The organism is Sphingobium lactosutens, from assembly GCF_013393185.1.
GTDB lineage: Bacteria > Pseudomonadota > Alphaproteobacteria > Sphingomonadales > Sphingomonadaceae > Sphingobium > Sphingobium lactosutens_A.
In genome coordinates, this window is sequence record NZ_QJQX01000079.1 from 1 (window position 1) to 20476 (window position 20476).

Annotated in this window: 20 protein-coding genes; 6 read left to right on the forward strand and 14 right to left on the reverse strand. The window is 62.9% G+C overall.

Going from position 1 to position 20476, the window contains the following annotated elements:
- Positions 1–49: 49 nt before the first annotated feature.
- The 10 genes from DM806_RS22510 to DM806_RS22555 form a co-directional block, all read right to left on the reverse strand.
- Positions 50–340: a GIY-YIG nuclease family protein gene (locus DM806_RS22510; protein WP_179041560.1), complete on the reverse strand. Its 291-nt coding sequence runs from the start codon at positions 338–340 to the stop codon at positions 50–52.
- A gap of 238 nt (positions 341–578) precedes the next feature.
- Complete coding sequence (locus DM806_RS22515) at positions 579–2828, reverse strand: TonB-dependent receptor (protein WP_179045402.1); 2250 nt, start codon at positions 2826–2828, stop codon at positions 579–581.
- A gap of 191 nt (positions 2829–3019) precedes the next feature.
- Positions 3020–3916 (reverse strand): phosphate ABC transporter substrate-binding protein, encoded by an 897-nt coding sequence (locus tag DM806_RS22520; RefSeq protein WP_179045403.1) that lies wholly within the window; start codon positions 3914–3916, stop codon positions 3020–3022.
- A 21-nt stretch (positions 3917–3937) separates the two neighbouring features.
- A complete protein-coding gene (locus tag DM806_RS22525; protein WP_179045404.1) occupies positions 3938–5482 on the reverse strand; it encodes an acetolactate synthase large subunit in 1545 nt (514 codons plus the stop codon).
- 1 nt (position 5483) lies between these two features.
- Positions 5484–6341, reverse strand: a complete 858-nt coding sequence (locus DM806_RS22530) for an HpcH/HpaI aldolase family protein (RefSeq protein WP_179045405.1) — start codon at positions 6339–6341, stop codon at positions 5484–5486.
- A gap of 44 nt (positions 6342–6385) precedes the next feature.
- The gene (locus DM806_RS22535; RefSeq protein WP_179045406.1) at positions 6386–7384 is read right to left on the reverse strand and encodes a protocatechuate 3,4-dioxygenase; all 999 of its coding nucleotides are present in this window, start codon (positions 7382–7384) and stop codon (positions 6386–6388) included.
- A 79-nt stretch (positions 7385–7463) separates the two neighbouring features.
- Positions 7464–8756, reverse strand: a complete 1293-nt coding sequence (locus tag DM806_RS22540; RefSeq protein WP_179045407.1) for an MFS transporter — start codon at positions 8754–8756, stop codon at positions 7464–7466.
- Between the two features lie 32 nt (positions 8757–8788).
- A complete protein-coding gene (locus DM806_RS22545) occupies positions 8789–9637 on the reverse strand; it encodes an amidohydrolase family protein (RefSeq protein WP_179045408.1) in 849 nt (282 codons plus the stop codon).
- Between the two features lie 3 nt (positions 9638–9640).
- Positions 9641–10666: an amidohydrolase family protein gene (locus DM806_RS22550; protein ID WP_179045409.1), complete on the reverse strand. Its 1026-nt coding sequence runs from the start codon at positions 10664–10666 to the stop codon at positions 9641–9643.
- A 123-nt stretch (positions 10667–10789) separates the two neighbouring features.
- Entirely contained in the window at positions 10790–11776 is a 987-nt protein-coding gene (locus DM806_RS22555) for a PhnD/SsuA/transferrin family substrate-binding protein (protein WP_179045410.1), read from the reverse strand.
- Between the two features lie 199 nt (positions 11777–11975).
- Between DM806_RS22555 and DM806_RS22560 the strand changes: the two genes are divergently transcribed.
- Positions 11976–13223, forward strand: a complete 1248-nt coding sequence (locus DM806_RS22560; protein WP_179045411.1) for a LysR family transcriptional regulator — start codon at positions 11976–11978, stop codon at positions 13221–13223.
- Positions 13224–13230: 7 nt separating this feature from the next.
- Here the strand turns inward: DM806_RS22560 and DM806_RS22565 are convergent, their stop codons facing one another.
- A complete protein-coding gene (locus tag DM806_RS22565; RefSeq protein WP_179045412.1) occupies positions 13231–14478 on the reverse strand; it encodes an MFS transporter in 1248 nt (415 codons plus the stop codon).
- 14 nt (positions 14479–14492) lie between these two features.
- Positions 14493–14645 carry a hypothetical protein gene (locus DM806_RS22570; protein WP_179045413.1) on the reverse strand — a complete coding sequence of 51 codons (153 nt, stop codon included), beginning with the start codon at positions 14643–14645 and terminating at the stop codon, positions 14493–14495.
- Between DM806_RS22570 and DM806_RS22575 the strand changes: the two genes are divergently transcribed.
- Positions 14644–15801, forward strand: a complete 1158-nt coding sequence (locus tag DM806_RS22575) for a lactonase family protein (RefSeq protein ID WP_218647614.1) — start codon at positions 14644–14646, stop codon at positions 15799–15801. The genes DM806_RS22570 and DM806_RS22575 overlap by 2 nt on opposite strands.
- Here DM806_RS22575 and DM806_RS22580 read toward each other — a convergent pair.
- Positions 15798–16709, reverse strand: a complete 912-nt coding sequence (locus DM806_RS22580) for a dienelactone hydrolase family protein (protein ID WP_179045414.1) — start codon at positions 16707–16709, stop codon at positions 15798–15800. The two genes, DM806_RS22575 and DM806_RS22580, sit on opposite strands and share 4 nt — an antisense overlap.
- A 180-nt stretch (positions 16710–16889) precedes the next feature.
- Here DM806_RS22580 and DM806_RS22585 point away from each other — a divergent pair, with 180 nt between their 5' ends.
- Together DM806_RS22585 and DM806_RS22590 are read left to right on the forward strand one after the other, a co-directional pair.
- Positions 16890–17516 carry a glycoside hydrolase family 3 N-terminal domain-containing protein gene (locus DM806_RS22585; RefSeq protein WP_179045415.1) on the forward strand — a complete coding sequence of 209 codons (627 nt, stop codon included), beginning with the start codon at positions 16890–16892 and terminating at the stop codon, positions 17514–17516.
- Between the two features lie 77 nt (positions 17517–17593).
- Positions 17594–18121 carry a CS1-pili formation C-terminal domain-containing protein gene (locus tag DM806_RS22590; RefSeq protein WP_179045416.1) on the forward strand — a complete coding sequence of 176 codons (528 nt, stop codon included), beginning with the start codon at positions 17594–17596 and terminating at the stop codon, positions 18119–18121.
- A gap of 337 nt (positions 18122–18458) precedes the next feature.
- Here the strand turns inward: DM806_RS22590 and DM806_RS22595 are convergent, their stop codons facing one another.
- A complete protein-coding gene (locus tag DM806_RS22595) occupies positions 18459–19094 on the reverse strand; it encodes a glutathione S-transferase (protein ID WP_179045417.1) in 636 nt (211 codons plus the stop codon).
- 183 nt (positions 19095–19277) lie between these two features.
- Here DM806_RS22595 and DM806_RS22600 point away from each other — a divergent pair, with 183 nt between their 5' ends.
- Entirely contained in the window at positions 19278–19493 is a 216-nt protein-coding gene (locus tag DM806_RS22600; RefSeq protein ID WP_179045444.1) for a hypothetical protein, read from the forward strand.
- Positions 19494–19525: 32 nt separating this feature from the next.
- Positions 19526–20278 (forward strand): peroxide stress protein YaaA, encoded by a 753-nt coding sequence (gene yaaA, locus DM806_RS22605; RefSeq protein WP_179045418.1) that lies wholly within the window; start codon positions 19526–19528, stop codon positions 20276–20278.
- Positions 20279–20476: the final 198 nt, after the last annotated feature.

A 20476-nucleotide genomic window follows, 5' to 3' on the forward strand; every position in this document is an offset into this window, starting at 1 on the left:
GCGGCCATTCCACACCCGTCACCCCAGCGAAGGCTGGGGTCTCAGGCGGTCATAGAATAAGATGCATTATATCCAGCCAATCGGGATTGCTCTCCTCAATCAGTCGGATTTTCCAGTCTCGCTTCCATGCCTTGAGCGCCTTTTCGCGAGCAATGGCCAATGTGATGTCATCATGCATTTCCACCAGAACGAGGCGCGTCAGGCCATATTTCCTACAAAAGGCCGAGCCAGTCCCGCTGCGATGCTGCTCGATACGCGCCGCAAGCTCAGCAGTATCCCCGATATAGAGCACGCCTCTCGGCTTGTTGGTCATAATGTAAGTGCAACCGCCTCGCGCCATACCCAACTGTCGCGCACCACGCCCTGAGATGCCAGCCTTCGCTGGCATGACGCTTAATTTATATCGCCTGCCATATAGTCACGCGAGATAATCCGCCATTCCGCTTCCCACCCCTTTTGCAGTTTCCCCTCCGGCGGAAGGTCGGTCAACTGACGCCACTCCGCTCCCCATCCTCCCACAAAGAAAAGCCCCGCCGGCATGAACCGGCGGGGCTTCCGTGCGACCCGTTCAGCCTTGGTCAGTAATCGAAGCCCAGCGTTACGCCATAGGTGCGCGGCGCGCCGGCATAGCCATTGTCGCCGCTGTTGGTGGCGCTGATCTGGCTGCGGTAGAAGGCGTCGGTCAGATTCTTGCCCCACAGGCGGACATAGAATTTGTCGCCCGGCTCCTTCCAGGTGATCGAGGCGTCGACCGTGTTGTAGCTCGCCTGCTTCACCCGTTCGTCGGCGGTCGCGACGAAGCCATCATTATAATAATAATTGCCCGTGAGGGTGAAAGTGCCGGCGCTGGTCGGAATATCCAGACTGCCGCCAAGGCTGAAGGTGATGTCGGGCGTGTTTTGCAGCTTGTTGCCCGAAGCATCGCCGCGCAACAGGCAGTTGCCGCCGAGCTGGGCCGTGGGCGCGCCGAAGGTGCCAAGGCAGCTCGTATTGGCGACGGTCGCGCCGGTCTTGCTGTCGACATAGCTATAGGCGGACGGTGTGAAACCCGCCCCTACCGGGTAGGGGATGGAGATGATCGCGTCGGTGAACGAATTGTAGCGCGCATCTGTCCAGTTGAAGCCGCCGAACAGGCGCAGATTGTCGCTCACCTGCCAAGTCAGGTCGGCATCCACGCCATAGATGCGGGCGCCTTTGCGCGCATTATAGACATTGTTGACGCCAGCGATCACCTGAATCACCTGCACCGCCGACTGGTCATAATAATAGCCGGCGACGTTGAGGCGCACCTTGCGATCGAACAGGTCGGTCTTCAGGCCTACTTCATAGGCATCGACGACTTCCGGTTCCAGCACGTTGAAGGGCGTAGCGATCTGGGGCACGAAAGTGCCGCTGCGGAAACCCCGATTGTAACTGGCATAGGCCATGACTTCGGGTGAGAAGCGATGGTCGACCGACAGGCGCCAGGTCAGCTTCTTGAAGCTGCGCTTTGCCGCATCATATTCGGTCGTCGTCGTGACGCCGGTGTTGCCGTTATAGGCGACGCGCTGGGCATCGATGTCGCGCTGGTCATAAGTATAGCGGATGCCGGCGGTGATCTTCGTATTCTCGCTCAGCTTGTAGGTACCGTCGGCGAAGCCCGCAATGGATTCCAGCCCAATGTCGGTGAAGTCGTCGGAATAGCCATTGCCGCCGAAAGTGGTGAGACCAGTGGTACGGCCCGGATATTGGCCGGCGCTGCTCTTCATGTAGAAGCCGCCGATAACCCAGTTGAATGGGCCATCATTGTCGGAAATCAGGTCGATTTCCTGTGTGAACTGCTTGTCGCGGTTATTGTTGTCGATGCGCAGGCGTGGCTGGACCGTGCCGTCGGGATCGAAGAAGGTCCGTAGCTTCGTCTTGCGGTAGGCGGTGATGCTGCGCAGGTTCACGCCGCCCAGTTCCTGATCGATGGTCAGGCTGGCGCCTTTCTGGCTGCCGCGCAGGGTCGGATCGAAGTCCGAATAGATGTCGCGCTGCGGATCGCCGCCCAGTGATGCGATGACGGCAGGTACGTCCTGCCCCGCACTGTTGCGGCTGAAGGTGACGAATGCCGGATCCGCGGCCTGACGGCCGAAATAGTCGCCCGACAGGGTGATGGACGTGGCATCGCTCGGTTCCCAGAGCAATTTGCCGCGCAGCGAATAGGTGCGATCGGTCTGGATATCTTTGCCGGTATAGACATTTTTGCCATAGCCGTCGCCGCGATTTTCATACTGGCCAGCCAGGCTGAAGGCGAGGGTGGGGGCAAGGCCGCCCGAAACGAAGGCGGCGGCGCTGACCGTATCGTAATTGCCGTAACCGAAACGGGCGGACGCAGTATAATCGTAGCTGGGCTTGCGCGTCGTGATCTGGATCAGGCCGCCGGTCGCGTTGCGGCCGAACAGGGTGCCCTGTGGGCCTTTCAGCACGGCCACTTGCTCGACGTCGAACAGCGACTGGAGAGCGCCGATGGCGGAGCCATAATAGACGCCGTCGACATAGACGGCGACCGGGTTTTCGATGCCCGCGCCCTGGCCGGTGGCGCCGACGCCGCGGATGCGGGGCAGGCCGAAGCCGCCCGCCGCGGTGGTGACGTTGAGCGAAGGAACGGCGGCACGCAGATCTTCCGTGCTCGTGACCCCGGATGCGGCAATATCCTGCGTGCTGAGCGCGGTGATCGCGACAGCAACATTCTGGGCGTTTTCGGTGCGCTTTTGCGCAGTGACGATGATATCGGAAACGCCGTCCGTGGCCGCGGGCGGTTCAGTGGTCTGGGCGACAGCCGGCATGGCGATTGCGATCGCCATGCCGGAAAGCCCGCCCCGAAGAGCGGTTATTGAAAAGGTGCAGCGGCGCATGATGTGTCCTCCCCATGGTGCGCTGTTATGATCAATTCCGTTCTACTGGAATTGCTTATGTTATTTAGAAGATGTGTCGGTCTGTGACTTATAAGAAAGGCGGCAGAAGACTATCGATTCCTGCCGCCTTGTCGCGATCGTTATCCCAGCGCGCCCGTGACATCGTCGAACAGTTCGTCGACGCTCAGTTTGCGCGGGATGATCTTCTGTTCGAACGCCCAGTCGATTGCGAGTTGCAGGCCCTTGCGGTTGGCTTCGACGCCCATGGGCGGGAAGGGATCGGGCAGGCCGCCTTCGGTCAGGTCGCGGCTTTCGCCGACCATGCGATAGATGTCGCGCACGACGTCGGGCCGGTTCTTCGCAACATCCTGATGGACGACGAAGATATGGTTGATCGGCACCACGCCCTCACGCGCGAACCAGTCCTTCGCGGCGTTGAAGGGATCGGGCACCAGCCGCTCGACGCGCGGATCCTTGGGCAGGTCGACGCCCTGGAGCGTGGCGGCCAGTTCGCCGTCCAGCATCATCTGGCCGATGTCGGAGCCTTTGGGCAGCGGCACGCAGTTGGCGGGATCGCTATATTCCTCCAGATGCCCTTCGCCCACGGTCATCCATGTGACCTTGTTCAGGTCCACACCATATTCATGCTGCAATATGCCGCGCACCCACAGGCCGGTGGTCTGGGCATAGGTGCGCACGCCGACCTGGCGGCCCTCAATGTCCTTCGGATCGAGATGGCCAAGCTCGCGGTTGAAGCCGGCGCAATGATGCTGGAACCGGCCGGAAACCGGCGCGGGCAGCAGCACATAGGGCTTGCCGTAGCATTTCGCCTGCAAATAGGTGACGATCGCCAGTTCGCCCGCGTCATACAGGTTGCGGCGGACCATGTCCTTGAACCCGTTTTGCGCCGGGTCCGGCCCGCAGCAGTCGAGCGTCACGATGTCGGAGGTGACGCGTCCGTCGCGGATCGCCTTCGTCACCGGATATTCGGCCAGGTTGGTGCGCAGAGTCAGCACCTCGTCGGCGGTGGTCGCCATATTCCTCTACCCCTTGTTGCTTTAGAGCCTGACTTCGATCAGCGACGGTCCCGGCTCGCGCGCCGAGTTCCGCATCGCCCTGGTGAAATCCTCGGCCGTCTCCACGGCCAGCGCCGGCACGCCCATGCTTTTCGCCATGGCGACCCAGTCGATGGTGGGACGGTCGATGTCGATCATCGCCATCGCCTGCGCGCCCGGCTGGCCCGCGCCCATATTGGCATATTCGGCCTTCAATATGGCGTAGCTGCGGTTGGCGAAGATGATGGTGGTGATGTTCAGCCCCTCGCGGGCCTGGGTCCACAACGACTGGATCGTGTACATGGCGCTGCCGTCGCCCACCATGCAGAAGACCCGTCGGTCCGGGCAGGCGAGCGCCGCCCCGGTGGCGACCGGCGTGCCATAGCCGATGGAGCCACCCATATTGTTGATGAGGTCGTGCGGCACCGCGCCCATGGTGTGGCCCATGGATTCCCGGCCAGTGGTCAGCGATTCATCGACCAATATGCAGTTTTCGGGCAGGGAAACCGCCAGCGCATGGGCGATGCTCAAGGGATTTAGCGCACCGCTGGGCGCCGCCGTCTCGATCCGCTGCTGGACGATCGGCGCGGCATGGGTGGCGCCCAGCGCGTCGAGCAGCATGTCGAACGCGGCTTCGCTATCCTCATGCTCCTCGACCAGCGGGTGGACGATCGTGCCCTCGCGCTTCATCAGGCTCGGCTTGTCAGGATAGGCGAAGAAGGCGACCGGCTCGCGGGTTTCGACCGTGACGATATGCTTGAAGCCGTCGAGGAAGGCCATGGCCTGCGGCACGGCATAGGGGATGCGCTCGATCGGGGTGCGGCCCGCGCCGCGCTCGATCCGGGCGGTGAAGAATTGCGAGCCGAGGCGCGCGCCGGTGGCGGCGGCCACCTTGCCGGCGAGGTCCAGCGCCTTCCCGCGGGTCGCCTTGTTGCCCAGGATGATGAGCGTGGGTTCGCCGGACTTCAATATCTGCGCGATATGGTCGATCCGCGCAGCGGCGGGCGCGGGACGGGTCTGTGCGATTTTGGGAAGCACGACCTTGCCCTGCGCCTGCTGCCAGCTGGTGTCGCCGGGCAGGATCAGCGTGGCGATCTTGCCGGGATGTTCGGACGCCGCCGCCACGGCCTGCGCCGCGTCCCAGGCGATGGTCGAGGCGCTGTCGGCGCGGCGGACCCAGTGGCTCAAGGGGCGGGCCAGCCCCTCGATGTCCGACTGGAGCGGTGGATCATAGCGCAGATGCGACAGTGAATGTTCGCCGATGATGTTGACCATGCCGGACGAGGCGCGCTTGGCATTGTGGATGTTGGCAAGGCCGTTCGCCAGCCCCGGCCCCAGATGGAGCAGGGTGGAGGCGGGCCTGTCCTTCATCCGATACCAGCCATCGGCCGCGCCCGTCGCGATCCCCTCGAACAGGCAGAGCACGCTTTTCATCCGGGGATTTTCCAGCGCTGCCAGGAAATGCATTTCCGACGTGCCGGGATTGGCGAAACAGATGTCGACGCCCTGATCGACGAGCGTTTCGACGAGGCTTTCCGCGCCGTTCATGTCAATAGCCCGCCAGTTCGCGACCCTGACCCACCACGCCATAGCTGCGCGATGGGGCGGACATGAGGAAGCGATAGCCTTCGCCGATCAGCCGTTCGACATTCTTGGCGTTGGTGTGCGGATTGCCGACGACGACATCATGCTTCTTGCAGACCTCGACGATCCTGTTCATCGCGCCGACGACTTCGGGATGCTCATATTGGCGCGGATAGCCCAGCGCCTGGCTGAGATCGCCTTCGCCGATCAGGACAAGGCCAATGCCCAGCACATTGGACAGGATGTCGTCCAGATTCTCGATCGCTTCGGGGCTTTCGCACATCATGCCGACCAGGATTTCGCCATGGGGCACCAGCGGCCAGACGTCCGCCTTGGCGTAATAGTCGGCCTGGCTCAGCCCCCAGTAGCGCGCGGCGGTCGCCGGGCCGTCGCCGCGAATACCCTTCGGCTCATAATAGGCAGCGCCGGTCGGCTTAGCGTAGCGGCACGAAGCGACCGCATTCCAGGCATGGTCGACGGTCGAGACATGCGGCGTGATGACGCCATAGACGCCGCGGTCCAGCACCTGCTTGGCCTGGAACTGGTTCATCTCGCCGCCATTGGCCGGGATGCGAGCCAGCGGCGTCACCGACGGCGCGACCGATCCGGTTTCCGCGATCTTCTTGCGATTGAGCATATATTGCAGCGCGTCCCCCAGCGCGGCGACGTCATAGGGATTATGCTCCATTTCGAAGACCACGCCGTCATAGGGGGCGTCGGTCATTTCCTGCGCGATCAGCTTGTCCACCTTGGCAAAGCAGGTGAAGGCGGGCTTGCCGGCTTCGAAGGCGCGGATGACGCCGTTGAGGCGCGTGTCGGTCATGATGTTCGTCCGTTCTTGTCTGAATGAAGGGGGAATCGCGCCGCTTATTCGGGCGCGTTCCAATACATGAAGCCCATACCCTCGCCGGTGCCGGCCGCCGTGCGCCAGCAGGGGACATAATCCACCAATGTCATCTGCGCGCCGGTATGCTGGAGCGCCATCATGACGATCGAGTAGATCTTCACTTCCGAGGTGCCCGACTGATAATAGCCGTCCGGGATCGCGGCGAGGCCCTCATAATCATAGGCGGCGAGCTTCCCCATGACGTCGCGGTCGAATGCTTCGTCGTTGACGAAGTGCGACAGGCCGCCGCTGGCGATCACGGCGACGCGCACATCCTCCGGCCAGGCCTCGATCGCGTCGCGCAGCACGCGGCCGAACTCGATGCAGCGCGCCATGGATGGCTGCGTCGGCGGGTAGAAGAGGTTGAACAGCACCGGCACATGGGGCGGAACATCGTCGCCCATGATCTGGTGATAGACGAAGCTGTAGGCGTGCGGCACGACCGGATAGTCGGCTTTGCGCCCCTGATTTTTCTCCATCCACACATTTTCAGGCCAGGCTTGCAGGTCGTTAAGGTCGAAGCCTTCCTTCTGGAAGGTCTTGATGAGGTAGGTGGCAAGGTCAGGATAGGCCTGATGCACGACATGATGGTCGGGAGCGTAGACTGCGCGTTGGGGCGGGCCATTATGCACGTCCTGCCCGGTATAGATGGTGATGGAGGGCGACTGGTCGGGCCAGATTTCCTTCTGATCCTTGCCTAGCACGATCGCGACGTCGATCTTCGCGGCCTTGTAGGCCTCGGCCATCTCGTCCAGCGCGGCGCGGCATTTGGCGGCACGCTTGGTGCGCTCCTCGATGGTCAGGAACGGCTCGAACGCCGCGCCGCGATGGGCCTCCAGTTCGGGATATGTCCAGGTCCGGTTCTGAAACCAGAGTTCGGGATTGTTGCGATCCCGGTCGCCATTTTTCAGCCAATCCTCCGGCTTCTGCCCCAGCATCCCGCTGTGCGGCACCGCCATTCCGAAAACGATCTTTGCCATATGAACCTCTGTCTTGTGAGCTGCAGCCTATGGGCCGCGCTTTTGCCGGGCCAATCCAAAGCAGGCCCGATGCGATTGCTTATTCCGCGACCTTGGGCGCCCATTGCGGGCGGAGCAGGATCCATGTCGCCGCCGCGCCGATGATCAGGAAGGCGAAGATCACCAGCATCGGCAGGTCATATCCGCCGCTGACATGAAGCAGCCATCCCGACAGGCTGGCCGCGACCCCGCCGGCGAGGGAAGTCGCCACCTGCTGCACGCCTGTCACCAGTCCGATCGCCGGCTTGGGGATCAAAGTCAGGCGGCAGAGCGCCAGATTATTCGCTGTCGCAAGGCCCAGGAAGGAGAGCGAGAAGACGTTCCAGAACAGCGCCATCGACAGGCTGGGGGCGTAAGCGCCCAGCATGACGGTGCACGCCCCGATGAAGCCGGCGATAACGAACGCCTTGCGCACGAACACCGGATCGCCGCCGCGCTCGATCATCTTGTCGGCGGTCCAGCCCGCGATGACCGCGACGATGGCGATGCCGGCGAAACTGAAGAAAGTGTAGAGGCCGGACTCCTTCAGCGACAGGCCGCGTTCCTCCACCAGATAGGCTGGCATCCAGGTCATGCAGTAGAAGGTGAAATAGCCGTAGCAGAAATTGACGATCATCGCGCCCCAGACCAGCGGGCTGCGCAGGATCGCGCCCATCGTCACCGCCGATGCCTTTTTCTTCGCGGTGGCGCGCTCCTCTACCGTGGGCCAGTCGTTGCGAACGATCAGCATCCAGGGGATCAGCCAGATGAAACCGGCGACGCCCGTCAGGATGAACATCATCCGCCAGTCATAGTTGACGATCAGCCAGGCTGCGACCGGGGCACCGATCGCCGGACCGAACTTGTTTCCCATGGCGAAGATGCCGACCGCTGTGCCATTCTGCCGCTCGCTGAAATTATTCTTGATCCAGCGATAGCTGGCCGGCATCACGATTGCCTCGGCTGCGCCAATGATGAGGCGCATCATCAGCAGGGTCGCGAAGGCATCCACCAGCCCGATCGCCGCCGTGGCGAGGCACCAGAGGACGAAGCAGATGGTATAGGGCACCTTCACGCCATAGCGGTCGACCAGCCAGCCCATCGGAATCTGGACCAGGCCATAGGACCAGAAGAAGGCGGAGTTGAGCCAGCCGCGATCCAGATCCGACAGACCGAAATGCTTGATGAAGGGTGGATCGGCCAGCGCCGAGGAGATGCTGGTCCGGTCCACGAAGGCGATCAGAACGCCGGTCGCGAGCAGGAACAGCACCAGCCATCGCGCGGCCGGGGAGAGGATCGGCGCACTGGTCGCCGGTGTGGCAGCTGCGTCCTTCGATAGGGTTGACGATGCCATATAGCCTCTCCTGCGGCCTTCTTATGAATGCTTCAGTCCGCCAGGGCGGGATAGAGCGTTTGTGCGGTTTTCGAGAAAATCCATTCCTGATCCGCTGCGCTCAGCGAAGCCAAACCGGCGCGGGCGGTCGCGAGGATTTCGGCGAGCGTGCCAGGCGAGGTCGGGAAATTCGACCCCCAGGCCATGCGGTTCGCGCCGAAGGCGGCCGCGACCCTGGGGAAGAAAGTCTCCGCCGAGGCCTTTTCCTTCGTCGCGTCGTCGAAGATACGCGGCGTGAGCTTCAGATAGATGTTGGGGATGTCGGCCAGCGCGAACAGGCTGTCGGCATTGGCATAGGGCGGGCCGTCCAGCACGTCCGGGCGGCCGAGATGGTCGAGGATGATGTTGACCTTGGGGAAGCGCCTGGCCAGGTCCGTCACCTGCGGCAAGCCGATCGGGCCGGTCTGGATGCACATGGGGACACCCAATTCGCCCAGCACTTCCCAGGCGGGATAGGCGGCGGGGTTTTCCAGTTCGGTCGGGTCGAAATCCTTGGTCGACCCGCCGGTAAAGATGCGCAGCCCCTTCAGCCCCTTGTCGACCCAGCCGCGGATCACCGGCACCGCATCGTCGGCGGCGACGTCGACCGATCCGACCGCGATCAGCCGGTCGGGAAACTGGTTGCAGCCGTCGACGACATAGCTGTTGTCGAAGCCATAGGTGGTCGACGAATGAACGACGGCCGCCTTGTCGACGCCGGCCTCGTCCATCGCTGCGATCAGCGAGGCGACGGTGCAGGGGCGTTCCTGCGACCAGTCGGACCGTTTGCCGAACAAAGGCGCGGGCGGATAGCGCTCGGCATCGTCGGAAATGATGTGCGGGTGAATGTCGATGACGGTCATGTCTTACAGCCCCTTGGCTTTCAGATGCGCGTCGAGGCGCGGATAGACACGGCGGGCATTATCCTCGAAGATCGCCTGGCGATCGGCGTCGCTCAGCGCCTCGCAGGCGTCGATGTAGCGCTTGGTGTCGTCGAAATAATGGCCGGTATTCGGATCTTTGCCCCGGACTGCTCCGATCATTTCCGAACCGAACAGCACGTTCGACGTCGGCACCACCTTGGTCAGCAGCTCGACGCCGGGATGATGATAGACGCAGGTGTCGAAATAGATATTGTCGAGCAGTCCTTCGAGCGGGCGCTTGGCGATCTCCAGGCTCATGCCGCGATAGCGGCCCCAGTGATAGGGCACCGCGCCGCCGCCATGCGGGATGATGAGGCGCAGGGTCGGGAAATCGGTAAACAGGTCCGATTGCAGGATCTGCATGAAGACCGACGTGTCGGCGTTCAGATAATGGGCGCCGGTGCCGTGGAAGTTCGGGTTGCAGCTGGCCGCGACATGGGCCATCGCCGGCACGTCCAACTCGCAGATCGCTTCGAACAGCGGATACCATTCCTTGTCGGTAAAGGGTTTTCCGGTCCAGTAGCCGCCGGTTGGATCGGGGTTCACATTGACGCCAACGAAGCCCAGTTCGTTGACCATGCGCCTGAGTTCGGGGATCGAGTTCTTGGGTGGTGCGAGTGGCGACTGCGGCAGCATGCCCACCGGTACGAAATTGTCGGGATAGATGTCGCACACCCGGCGGACGAGATCGTTGCTGATCGTCGCCCATTCCAGGCTGGTGCGCTCATTGCCCAGATGATGGCTCATCAGGCCCGCGATCGGCGAGAACAGCGTCAGGTCGCTGCCGCGCTCCTGCTGCAGCTTGAGCTGGCCATTGCCCACGCCCTCACGAATGTCGTCATCGGTGACGATGCAGTCCGATACTTTGGGGGCGTTCACCGGGTCGTTGGCCGCCGCCACCTGCTTGCTCCGCCAATCGCGGAAGGACTGGGGCACGGTGGTGAAATGGCCGTGGCAATCGATAATCATCTATGTCTCCGTGGTCATGCCCGGCTTACGCCCTGCAGCGGGCGACCATGGCATTGAATTGGGGCTGGACCGGATAAGAGTTGGTCCGGACGGACAGCGCTCTCCGCCCGCCCGGTAACTGGATCAGGCGGTGAGCGCCGGTACCTGTTCGGGATCGACGAATAGTTCGTCCATGCTCATCCGACGCGGGGTCAGGCCCTGGTCGAAGGCAGTCTTTTCTAGCGCTTCGATGGTCGCGCGGTTCGCCTCGATGCCATAGGGCAGGGGATCGGGGCCGACGATCGCCTGGAGCTTGCGATATTTGTCCGCGCCGGCGCCGGTGGCCTCGCCGCTGTTGAGCTTGGCGACCCAATCGTCCTTCGCCTTGGAGAAGGCGTCGTAGATGGAGCGGGCGACCCAGGGATGCTCCTCCAGAACGCTGTCCTTGACGACGATGGTGCCGTGCATCGGATAGACGCCGGTGCGGGCATAATAGTCCGCCTCCAGTTCCTCGGCATCGGGGAAGAGGTCGGGATAATTGGCCTCCACTTCCTGCCAGCCGCCGGTCGGCGCGCCCGTGCGGCCGATGCCCGCCGCGGCGTCGAAGCCCGCGATGATGTCGCCGCGCGCCATCATGTTGGCCAGGCTGTCGCCAGCCGCGACATGGCTGACATTGGCGGGAAGCTTCAGTTCCTGCACATGCTCCTCGTCATCGACGAACCAGTTGATCTTGCTGTTGTCGACGCCATATTCGTCAATCAGAACCTGACGGGTCCACACACCCGTCGTGACCGAATAGGCGCGCACGCCCGCCTTCTTGCCTTCCAGATCCCTGGGCGTGACGATGCCGGCGTCGGGGCGGACCAGCAGGCCCGAATGGTGAAAGCGGCGGACGACGAAGATCGGCAGCGCCTTGAACTTCTTTCCATAGGCGCGGGCGATGATGTAGGTCGTCGGCGCAATCTCGCAGACGTCGAATTCCAGATCGCGGACCATGCGGCGGAAGGCGCCGATCTGCGGCTTGACGGTAACGATCTCCGCCTTGACGCCCTCGATCGGGATCGATCCGTCGCGGATGGCGGAGGTGTGCGGATGCTCCGCAACGGCGATTTTCAGCTTAACCTTTGACACAGGGACTCTCCCGCTCACTTTTGACGTTCATGGTGAAGCGCTTTGCCGACCCAATAGTCAACGCGGTCGCACAGGTTACGAAAGAGCCGCGACCTGTTTTCAATCAGGGGCGTGTCTGCAAATTGCCTGTTCACACTTTCAATAGGTATAAAAATCATGATAGGCCTCTGATCATAGAGAGGATCGAAAGGGCGCAAAAATGGTGTCTCAATCGCAGCTGGAAGCGATCAGTTTCCGCCAGTTGAAGCTGTTCGAATCGGTGGGCCGGCTGGAGAGCGTCCGACGCGCTTCGGAGGACTGTAACTTATCACAACCGGCGGTAACTCAATCGCTCAGCAAGCTGGAACAGCTTGTCGAGGCGCGGCTGGTAGAGCGGCGGGCGAGCGGCTCCTATCTCAACGCCAATGGCGACCTTTTCTATCGCCGCGTGTCGCGCTTCATAAGCCAGTTCGAGCATGCGCTGATGCAGTTCGGGGTCGATGGCGGCGCGGCCGGGGCAAGGACCGTCTTTGCCCGCCTGCTGCGTTCGCAGGTGCGCGCGCTGATCGCGATCGTTGAGCAAGGGTCGTTCCCGCTGGCTGCGCAGGTGCTGGGCCTGTCGCCCGCCACGCTCCAGCGCGCCGCGCGCGATCTGGAGAGCAATGTCCGCAAGCCGCTTTTCTACCGCACCGCCGCCGGCACCATTCCCACGCCCGACGGGATCGAGCTTGGACGACGGCTCAAGCTTTGCCTTCAGGAAATCGACTGGGGCGTGCAGGAACTGGCCGCGGCGCAGGGTGGCGCGTCGGCGCCGATCGTGGTGGGAGCCATGCCGTTGGGTGGCAGCGTGCTGCTGGCGTCGATGCTGGACAGCTTCATGCAGCGCGAACCCCATGCGCAGGTGGTGATCCGCAATGAAAGCGCCGTGGAAATGGTGAAAAGCCTGCGCGCGGGAGATGTCGACTTCGTTGTCGGGTTGCTGCCGCGTGAGGATGCGGAGGATCTGGAAACGATCGAACTGGCGCACACGCCCTATTCGATCGTCGCGCGCGAGGGACATCCGCTGGTCGGCAAGGGTGCAGTGACGCGGGACGACCTTAGCCGTCATGACTGGCTGATCGGTGCGGCCGGCTCCAGTCGTCGCGCCTGTTTCGATCATCTCTTTGCCGGTCATCCCGATGTGCGTGCACCCATCTCCACCTCGGCGCTGGCGGTGATTCGGCCGCTGCTGTCGGGCAGCGATCGGCTGACGCTGATGACCTCCTATGAATTGCAGCATGAAGGGCAGGGGCTGGCGGCCATTCCCTTCGGCCCGATTTCGCCCGTCCCAGTCATAGGCGTGACCACCCGCGCCGACTGGTTGCCGACGCGGCTGCATGCGGATTTTCTGCGCATGTTGCGCAACCATGTCGATGGGGTGATGAACGGGCCGAAGCGGCCGGTGCCGGCAGAACTGGAATTCGCCTGACCTGATTTCAGGCTGGCGGCAGCGTGTCGAAACGGCGCGCGCGTAGCAGTTCTGGAAAGAGGCGCGCCCAGAGCGCCGCCAGGCCGATCGCGCACGCGCCGCCCGCGACCACCGCCGCGACCGGGCCAAGCAGCGCGGCGGCAATGCCCGATTCCATCTCGCCCAGTTCGTTGGAACCGGCAACGAACAGGCTGGAAATCGCACCGACTCGGCCGCGCTTGTCGTCGGGCGTCGCCAACTGCGTGAGCGACTGGCGGATATAGACCGACACCATGTCCACCGCGCCCGCGACGGCCAGGCAGAGCAGCGACAACGGCATGGAGCGTGACAGGCCGAAACCGATGGTGGCAAGGCCAAACAGGCCGACCGACAAGAGCATCTTCGTACCCACATCCTCCCGCACCGGCCGCCAGGACAGCGAGATCGCCGTCGCCAGCGCGCCGATCGAGGACGCCGCGCGCAACTGGCCCAGCCCCTCCGGGCCGATATCCAATACGTCGCGGGCGAAGATCGGCAGCATCGCCGTAGTGCCGCCCAGCAGCACCGCGAACATGTCCAGGCTGATGGCGCCCAGCAGCAGCCGGTTGGTCAGCACATAGCGAAATCCGTCGATCATTTGCACTATGGCACCGCGCCGGTCGGCCAGCGGCTTCTGCGAGATCGGGCGGATTTGCAGATGCAAAAGCAGCGCCACCAGCAAAAGGGTGGCGCTGAATGCGAACGCCCATCCTTCCGCCAGCGCATAGGCAAAGCCGCCCAGCACCGGACCCAGGATGGCCCCGATCCTGCCGGCAATGGCCGTCACGGCGATCGCTTGCGGCAATGTGCCGGGCGGGACCAGGGCTGGCGGCAGGGCATTCATCGCCGGCTGATAAAAGGCGCGCGCGCCGGCGAACAGGGCGGCGGCGAGATAGAGGGCATAGAGATTCTGCCCCGGTCCGAAAGCCAGGAAAGTCAGCGCCGCCGGGCAGAATAGCTGGCCGATAAGCGCCGCCCGCACGACCATGCGTCGGTCGAACCGGTCGGCGGCAAGGCCAGTGAACGGAATGAGCAGCAGGATCGGGAGGAACTGCACGAGGCCGATCAGTCCCAGTCGCAAGGCGGCGGCGCGAATACCCATGGACAGTCGCGCTTCATCGTAGACGGCCCAGCCCAGCGCCACCACCAGTCCGCTATGCGCCAGCATCGCGCAGATGCGCGCGGTCCAGAAATAGCGGAAGTCGCGATAGGCGAAGGGGTGGCGGGTGGCGTCCATAAGCGCTGCCGCTATCAATCGTCAGAACGCAGGTCGAGAGCGCCGACAGCCAATGCCCATGCGATGAGCGCATTCCAATGGCCATCGCCCAGCTTCTTATAGCCATGGAACGGTGCGCCATGCGAATGACCTGATGTGATGAGAAACAGGAAGAGGGCGCGCGTCATGGACAGCAAGCGAATGATCGCACGACGCTTTGTCATGGGACTGGCGTTGTCTGCCGTTGTCGCGCCACTCCTGCCATTGGCGGCCGCACCGGCACGGAGCCTGCCCGTCTATGTCGGCATGCATGGCTCCGAAATCCGCCTTGGCCGCTTCGACCCCAAAAGCGGCGCGCTCGCCATGGAAGGGCCGGTCGCCAGCGTCCCGCGCCCGACCTGGACCATCCGCCATCCGCGCTTGCCGGTCCTCTATTCGGTGAATGAGGAGGGGAATGACGGATCGAAGAACGGCAGCATCCTTGCCTTTCGCATCGACCCGAAAAGTGGCGCGCTGACCAGGTTGAACGAGGTCGACGCCGGAGGCGGCGGCACCACCTATCTGGCGATCGACCCTCGATCGATGACGCTGATCGCGGCCAACTATGCCGGTGGCTCGGTCGCGACCTTCCCGATCCTGAAGGATGGCAGCCTTGGACCGGCCGCATCGAACGTCGCCGCCACCGGCTCCGGTCCGCATCGACGCCAGACCAAAGCCCACGCCCATAGCGTGGCGATCGACCCATCCGGCCATTTCGTGCTGGCTGCGGATCTGGGAGCGGATCGGCTGCTCGTCTATCCGTTCGACGGCAAAGCGCATGCACTGCGCCCGGATGCGCCCGGCAAGGAGCGGCATTTCGTCGCCCGATCCGGAAGCGGGCCGCGCCACATCGCCTTTCATCCGGGCGGAAAGTTCCTCTATCTGATCAATGAACTGACAGCCGAGGTGCAGGCCTTCGGCTGGGACGCATCAACCGGGCATTTGAGCCTTTTGCAGACGGTCGCGACCAACAGTCCCGACCATAGGGGCGACAGCAGCGCGTCGGAAATATTGGTCAGCGCCGACGGCCGCTTCGTCTATGCAGGCAACAGGGGCGAAAACAGCCTGCTCGTCTACGCGATCGACTCGCGCAAGGGGACGTTGTCGCTAGTGCAGCGTATCGGGTCGGGTGGCGAGGTGCCATGGGGCTTTGCCTTCGCGCCCGACGGCCGCTGGCTGCTGGTCGCCAATGAAAAGTCCGACCGGGTCAGCATCTTCGCCATCGACCGCCGCACCGGCCGACTGCGCGACAGCGGCCAGTTGGCGACCTCGCCCAAACCGGTCAGCTTCAGCTTCGCGCCTTAGCCAAGCGTCCGCTTGAACAGAGCAAGCGTCCGGCTCCAGGCCAGATCGGCCGCCGCCTTGTCGAAACGCGGCGTGGTGTCGTTGTTGAAGCCGTGTTCCGCGCCGTCATAGATATAGGCCTGATAGCGGATGCCGGCCTGTTTCAGCGCCGCCTCATAGTCCGGCCAGCGGGCATTGGTCCGCTCGTCATTGCCGCCATAATGGATCAGCAGTTCGGCCTTGATCTTGGGCACATCGGCCAGCGGCGGGGGACTGCCATAGAAAGGGACGGCGGCGCGCAGATCGGGCAGACGGGTTGCCAGCAGATTGGCGATGCCGCCACCGAAGCAGAAGCCGACCGCGCCTAGCGCGCCGTTGCTGCCCTCCACCGTCCGTGCATGGGTGGCGGCGGCGACGAAATCCTCCCCTATCTTTGCCCGGTCCAGCGTGGCGAAGGCGGCGCGCGCCTTGTCCTCGTCGCCCGGATAGCCGCCCAATGTGGTGAGCGCGTCGGGCGCCACCGCGAGAAATCCGTCGAGCGCCAGCCGCCGGGCGATATCCTCGATATGCGGGTTCAGCCCGCGATTTTCATGCGCGACGATGATGACCGGCCACGCCTTGCCGGGCTTGGCCGCGGGACGCGCGACATAGGCGCGGATCCTGCCATGGCCCTGCGGTGAGGGAATATCGACATGGCTGATGGCCAGGCGCTGGTCGTCGGGTTTTACGACCTGACCGCGCGCGAAATCCGGGCTGAGCGCGGTCAGGGTGGCGGTCGCCGCCGCCGTGCCGCCGACATATAGCGCGCATTGCTGAAGGAAGCCGCGCCGATCGATCGCGCCGTGAACATAGGCGTCGAACAGGTCCAGCACTGCGCGGGGATAGGATGCCGCGCTGCTTGCCAGCCCCTTGCCGTCTTCCTTATCCATCTTTTGCTGTCCTTCCCATGCTGTCGGCTGCGTAACCTATCGACTGATTGCAGCGCCAAGCCAACATAAAGGCCGCGCCAGTGATAAATGACGCTCTCGCCCTCTTGGTCGTGTGCGTCGAACTCGCGATGGTAGCGCGAACATGGCCCGGAAATGGGCTGAACAGGGAGGGGGTGAGAGATGCACTATCGCATGACGCGGCGGGCCTTGATGGCGGGATCGATGCTGGCGGCGATGCCTGCGCTCGCCGCGCAGGTGGCAGCTATGCCCTATCGCGATCCCGCCTTGCCGGTCGCCGACCGGGTACGTGATCTGCTGGCGCGCATGACGCTGGAGGAGAAAGTGGCGCAGATGCGTTGTCTCTGGTTCGGCAAGGCGTCGATCTGTAATGCTGAGGGCGATTTCGCGCCCGACAAGGCGGCCAGTGTGATCGCTGATGGCATCGGCCAGATCGGTCGTCCGTCCGATACTGCCGGGTCGGCTCGCTTCAAGACGCAGCATTACCGATCGCTTGATGAGACGATCGCATTCGTCAATGCGGTGCAGCGCTTTCTCGTCGAAAACACCCGGCTGGGCATTCCGGCGCTGTTCCATGAGGAGACAGCCCATGGCTTGGCGGTTCCGGGCGCAACCGTCTTTCCTTCGCGCCCACGCGTGAGGACGCCGCGACAACAGCGGGCGCAGCCTCCGGCGGGACGCAGAACGGAAATGACGACAACCAGCTTGCGGCCGGCGGCTATCGCGTCACGGTCGATGGTCGGCCCTATGACTATATCGAGCCGGGCCGCCGCGTCGCGCTGGGGCTGACCGCCTTCAGGGAATATCAGATCGGCCTGAAGCCGGAAGGCGCGCCGCAGTTCGATATCGACAGTACCCGGCGCAAGGTGACGCTCTATCCCGGCAACGTGGTGCGGATGCGGTTCGAGGCGCAGCGCGTCATCAGCCTGTTCGGCCAGATATTGCTGGAGGACGGTTCACCCGCCGCACAGGCGCGGATCGAGGCCGGGACCGACTATGCCGTGGCCGATGATCGCGGCTATTTCACCATCACCGCGCCGCTGTCTTCCACCATCGCCATCCGCCGTGCCGATGGCGGTGCGTGCGTCGAGCGCTCGATCAGAAGCCTGATCGACGCGAAGACGCCGTCGGTGCTCTATCGTTTCGGCAAGATCCGCTGCAGCGCGACCGGCGCCATGCTATCACCGGCGCAGCAATCGGGCGCTGAGCTGGCCAATAGTGACAGACAGGTCGAGCATGTGCCCGTGCCTCATGAGGCCGAGTTGCGCCGCATCCGCGCCACAGCACGCGACCTCGCGAGCGAGACTGACGGCCGGCCGGCCGGTGCGGGAAACACCTTCCCCGCTCGGCCGTCTGGTCGCAAGGGAGTTTCTTCGTCAACTCGACTGATATGATCGTCGAGCTGACATCTTCAGTTGTCGTCAATCAGGCATACCGCCACGTTTGGAAGTGGCCAGTGACCTCATTCTGTTGAAACCGCGCTACAAACAAAAGCGACGGATATCGGGTCCGTCGGGAAAACCCTGCCTCGCCTCGGCTGTCAGTGGTCTTCACCGAATGGATACGGTAAAGTCGGGATTGGCTATGATGATGCAGCTGGCTCCGTCGCGACCGGATGCCGTCCAATGGCCCAAATTGCTGGGCAGCAGCCGCACCTAAAGCGCGAAAATTGATCTGTAATTGGCTGACTTGGGTCGTTTCCGCACGCTTTGGAAGACGAAGAGGTCGGATCTATCCCTTCTGCGGGGGGAAGAAGACTGGAGCCTCTTCCGGCACCCAAGGCGGTACCCGCGACATGATGGTGGCAAACAGTTTCGATACCAGGCCTTCGCTTAGCCAGGTTTTGAGGGACGGGAGTGGAAGGGCATCGAACCAACCCTGATCGACCGCAGCAAATTGACGGACGAACGGTAATATGGCTGCATCTGTCATGCCCCATCTGGCGCCGCTCAGGTATGAATTCGTCGCAAGCCTGCGTTCCAGCTTTTCCAGGAATGTCAACGCAGCGGCTCGATGGGACACGGCATCCGAACCATGGCGCTCGGGATATTTATATCGATCGAGGTCATGTTTGAAGGGGCCGTCATTCATCGCAATCAATTCTGGATCGTCCCGGTTCAGCCAGTCCTCTGGATCATTCCTAGCCAATGCGCTGCGCATGATGTCGATGCTTTGGTCGATTATCCTGCCGTCAGGCAGGATCAGCACGGGGACAGTTCCCTTGGGTGAGGCGGCGAGCATCGCTTCGGGCTTCGCGGAGAGCTTTACTTCGCGCAGTTCGACGCAGGTCCTACTTGCCACCAGAGCGAGGCGCGCTCGCATCGCATATGGGCAACGGCGGAAGCTGTATAATATCCCGTGGGTCATGCTGCGGTCCTCAATACACAATTTTTCCCGTCGAGGGGAAAGGGCATGTTGATCGGGTCTGCTTCTAAGGATGATGAACTGCGCGTTGCGCGGCCATGGAGGGACGACAATGCTGCGTCGTTACAAGGCATACCGATATGGTCGGTTGCGTACACATGGGAGAAGGTCGCTGACGGGCGCTGGATGAGCATAGTTGCAATCAGTATGAATTCCACAACTGGCCAGCCCATTCAGAAGATGACCTTCGGCCGCATGGCCAAGCCTTGGGCAACGTTTCATCTGGAAACAGGGGAGGGCGTTTCGGCCGATCGAGCAAATGTGGGCAAGCCTGCTCCCGACAAATTTGTGGCGCCTGTCGAGCTTTGGGTGACACCGAAAGACTGGAGATCCCCGGTTTGACGCTTAGGCCAGGCGCAGCTACGGGCTGAGCCATGATCGTTCTGCTCTCACCTGCCAAGACGCTCGACTTTGAGCGTGCGCTGCCGCCGCTTGCCCTCACGACGCCGCATTTTGCCGGCGAGGCGCACGACCTTGCCAGGTCCGCCGCTAACCTCTCGCAAAAGCGGCTGTCGGAGCTAATGCATATCTCGCCGCGCCTCGCAAAGCTTAATGCGGACCGCTTCCGCGACTTTGCCGACCTGCCTGAGAGGCAGGCGCTCTATGCCTTTGCCGGTGATGTCTATACGGGTTTCGAGGTGGACACGCTGGATGAGCCCAGCGTTGCATTTGCGCAGGATCACGTGCGAATGCTGTCCGGCTTGTATGGGCTGCTCCGTCCGTTGGATGCGATCCGTCCCTATCGCCTGGAAATGGGGACCCGCTGGGCACCGCGCCATAAGAAGCTGACCGACTGGTGGGGCGACCGCATCGCCGCGCTTTTGCGCACGCAATTGGCTGAAGAGGGATCAGGCGTGGTACTTAACCTGGCGAGCCAGGAATATTTCGCTGCGGTCGAGAACAGGTTGGAAGGCTTGCGCGTGATTCATGTCGACTTTCGGGAGCCGGGTCCAGACGGTCCGCGTTTTGTAAGCTTCAATGCGAAAAAGGCCCGGGGCATGATGGCGCGATGGATGTGTGAACATCATATCGCTGATGTAGAAGCCATGCGCGGTTTTGACAGCGACGGATATCGGTTTGACCCCGACGAGAGCGACGCTGACCGTTGGCGCTTCACCCGATCATGAATAGCGCGATCGAAGCGTCAGCCATCGTCGTCAGTGCATCCGGCGGTAGGCAAGACGCGCACCAGACTTCCAGCGAGGAGCGGCTCGCGGCAGATATGATCGGGCGGGATCGCCACGCCTAGGACTCCAATGGCTGCGTTGCGCACGGTCGCCATATCGGCACAGCCCATGCGCGGCGTCACCCGCCCGCCTGCTTGC

What these genes read in the sequence shown, in the direction of transcription:
- DM806_RS22510 (WP_179041560.1), bottom strand. Translation starts at nt 340, where the DNA reads ATGGCGCGAGGCGGTTGCACTTACATTATGACCAACAAGCCGAGAGGC.
- DM806_RS22515 (WP_179045402.1), bottom strand. Translation starts at nt 2,828, where the DNA reads ATGGCGATCGCAATCGCCATGCCGGCTGTCGCCCAGACCACTGAACCG.
- DM806_RS22520 (WP_179045403.1), bottom strand. Translation starts at nt 3,916, where the DNA reads ATGGCGACCACCGCCGACGAGGTGCTGACTCTGCGCACCAACCTGGCC.
- DM806_RS22525 (WP_179045404.1), bottom strand. Translation starts at nt 5,482, where the DNA reads ATGAACGGCGCGGAAAGCCTCGTCGAAACGCTCGTCGATCAGGGCGTC.
- DM806_RS22530 (WP_179045405.1), bottom strand. Translation starts at nt 6,341, where the DNA reads ATGACCGACACGCGCCTCAACGGCGTCATCCGCGCCTTCGAAGCCGGC.
- DM806_RS22535 (WP_179045406.1), bottom strand. Translation starts at nt 7,384, where the DNA reads ATGGCAAAGATCGTTTTCGGAATGGCGGTGCCGCACAGCGGGATGCTG.
- DM806_RS22540 (WP_179045407.1), bottom strand. Translation starts at nt 8,756, where the DNA reads ATGGCATCGTCAACCCTATCGAAGGACGCAGCTGCCACACCGGCGACC.
- DM806_RS22545 (WP_179045408.1), bottom strand. Translation starts at nt 9,637, where the DNA reads ATGACCGTCATCGACATTCACCCGCACATCATTTCCGACGATGCCGAG.
- DM806_RS22550 (WP_179045409.1), bottom strand. Translation starts at nt 10,666, where the DNA reads ATGATTATCGATTGCCACGGCCATTTCACCACCGTGCCCCAGTCCTTC.
- DM806_RS22560 (WP_179045411.1), top strand. Translation starts at nt 11,976, where the DNA reads ATGGTGTCTCAATCGCAGCTGGAAGCGATCAGTTTCCGCCAGTTGAAG.
- DM806_RS22565 (WP_179045412.1), bottom strand. Translation starts at nt 14,478, where the DNA reads ATGGACGCCACCCGCCACCCCTTCGCCTATCGCGACTTCCGCTATTTC.
- DM806_RS22575 (WP_218647614.1), top strand. Translation starts at nt 14,644, where the DNA reads ATGGACAGCAAGCGAATGATCGCACGACGCTTTGTCATGGGACTGGCG.
- DM806_RS22570 (WP_179045413.1), bottom strand. Translation starts at nt 14,645, where the DNA reads ATGACGCGCGCCCTCTTCCTGTTTCTCATCACATCAGGTCATTCGCAT.
- DM806_RS22580 (WP_179045414.1), bottom strand. Translation starts at nt 16,709, where the DNA reads ATGGATAAGGAAGACGGCAAGGGGCTGGCAAGCAGCGCGGCATCCTAT.
- DM806_RS22585 (WP_179045415.1), top strand. Translation starts at nt 16,890, where the DNA reads ATGCACTATCGCATGACGCGGCGGGCCTTGATGGCGGGATCGATGCTG.
- DM806_RS22595 (WP_179045417.1), bottom strand. Translation starts at nt 19,094, where the DNA reads ATGACCCACGGGATATTATACAGCTTCCGCCGTTGCCCATATGCGATG.
- DM806_RS22600 (WP_179045444.1), top strand. Translation starts at nt 19,278, where the DNA reads ATGAGCATAGTTGCAATCAGTATGAATTCCACAACTGGCCAGCCCATT.
- yaaA (WP_179045418.1), top strand. Translation starts at nt 19,526, where the DNA reads ATGATCGTTCTGCTCTCACCTGCCAAGACGCTCGACTTTGAGCGTGCG.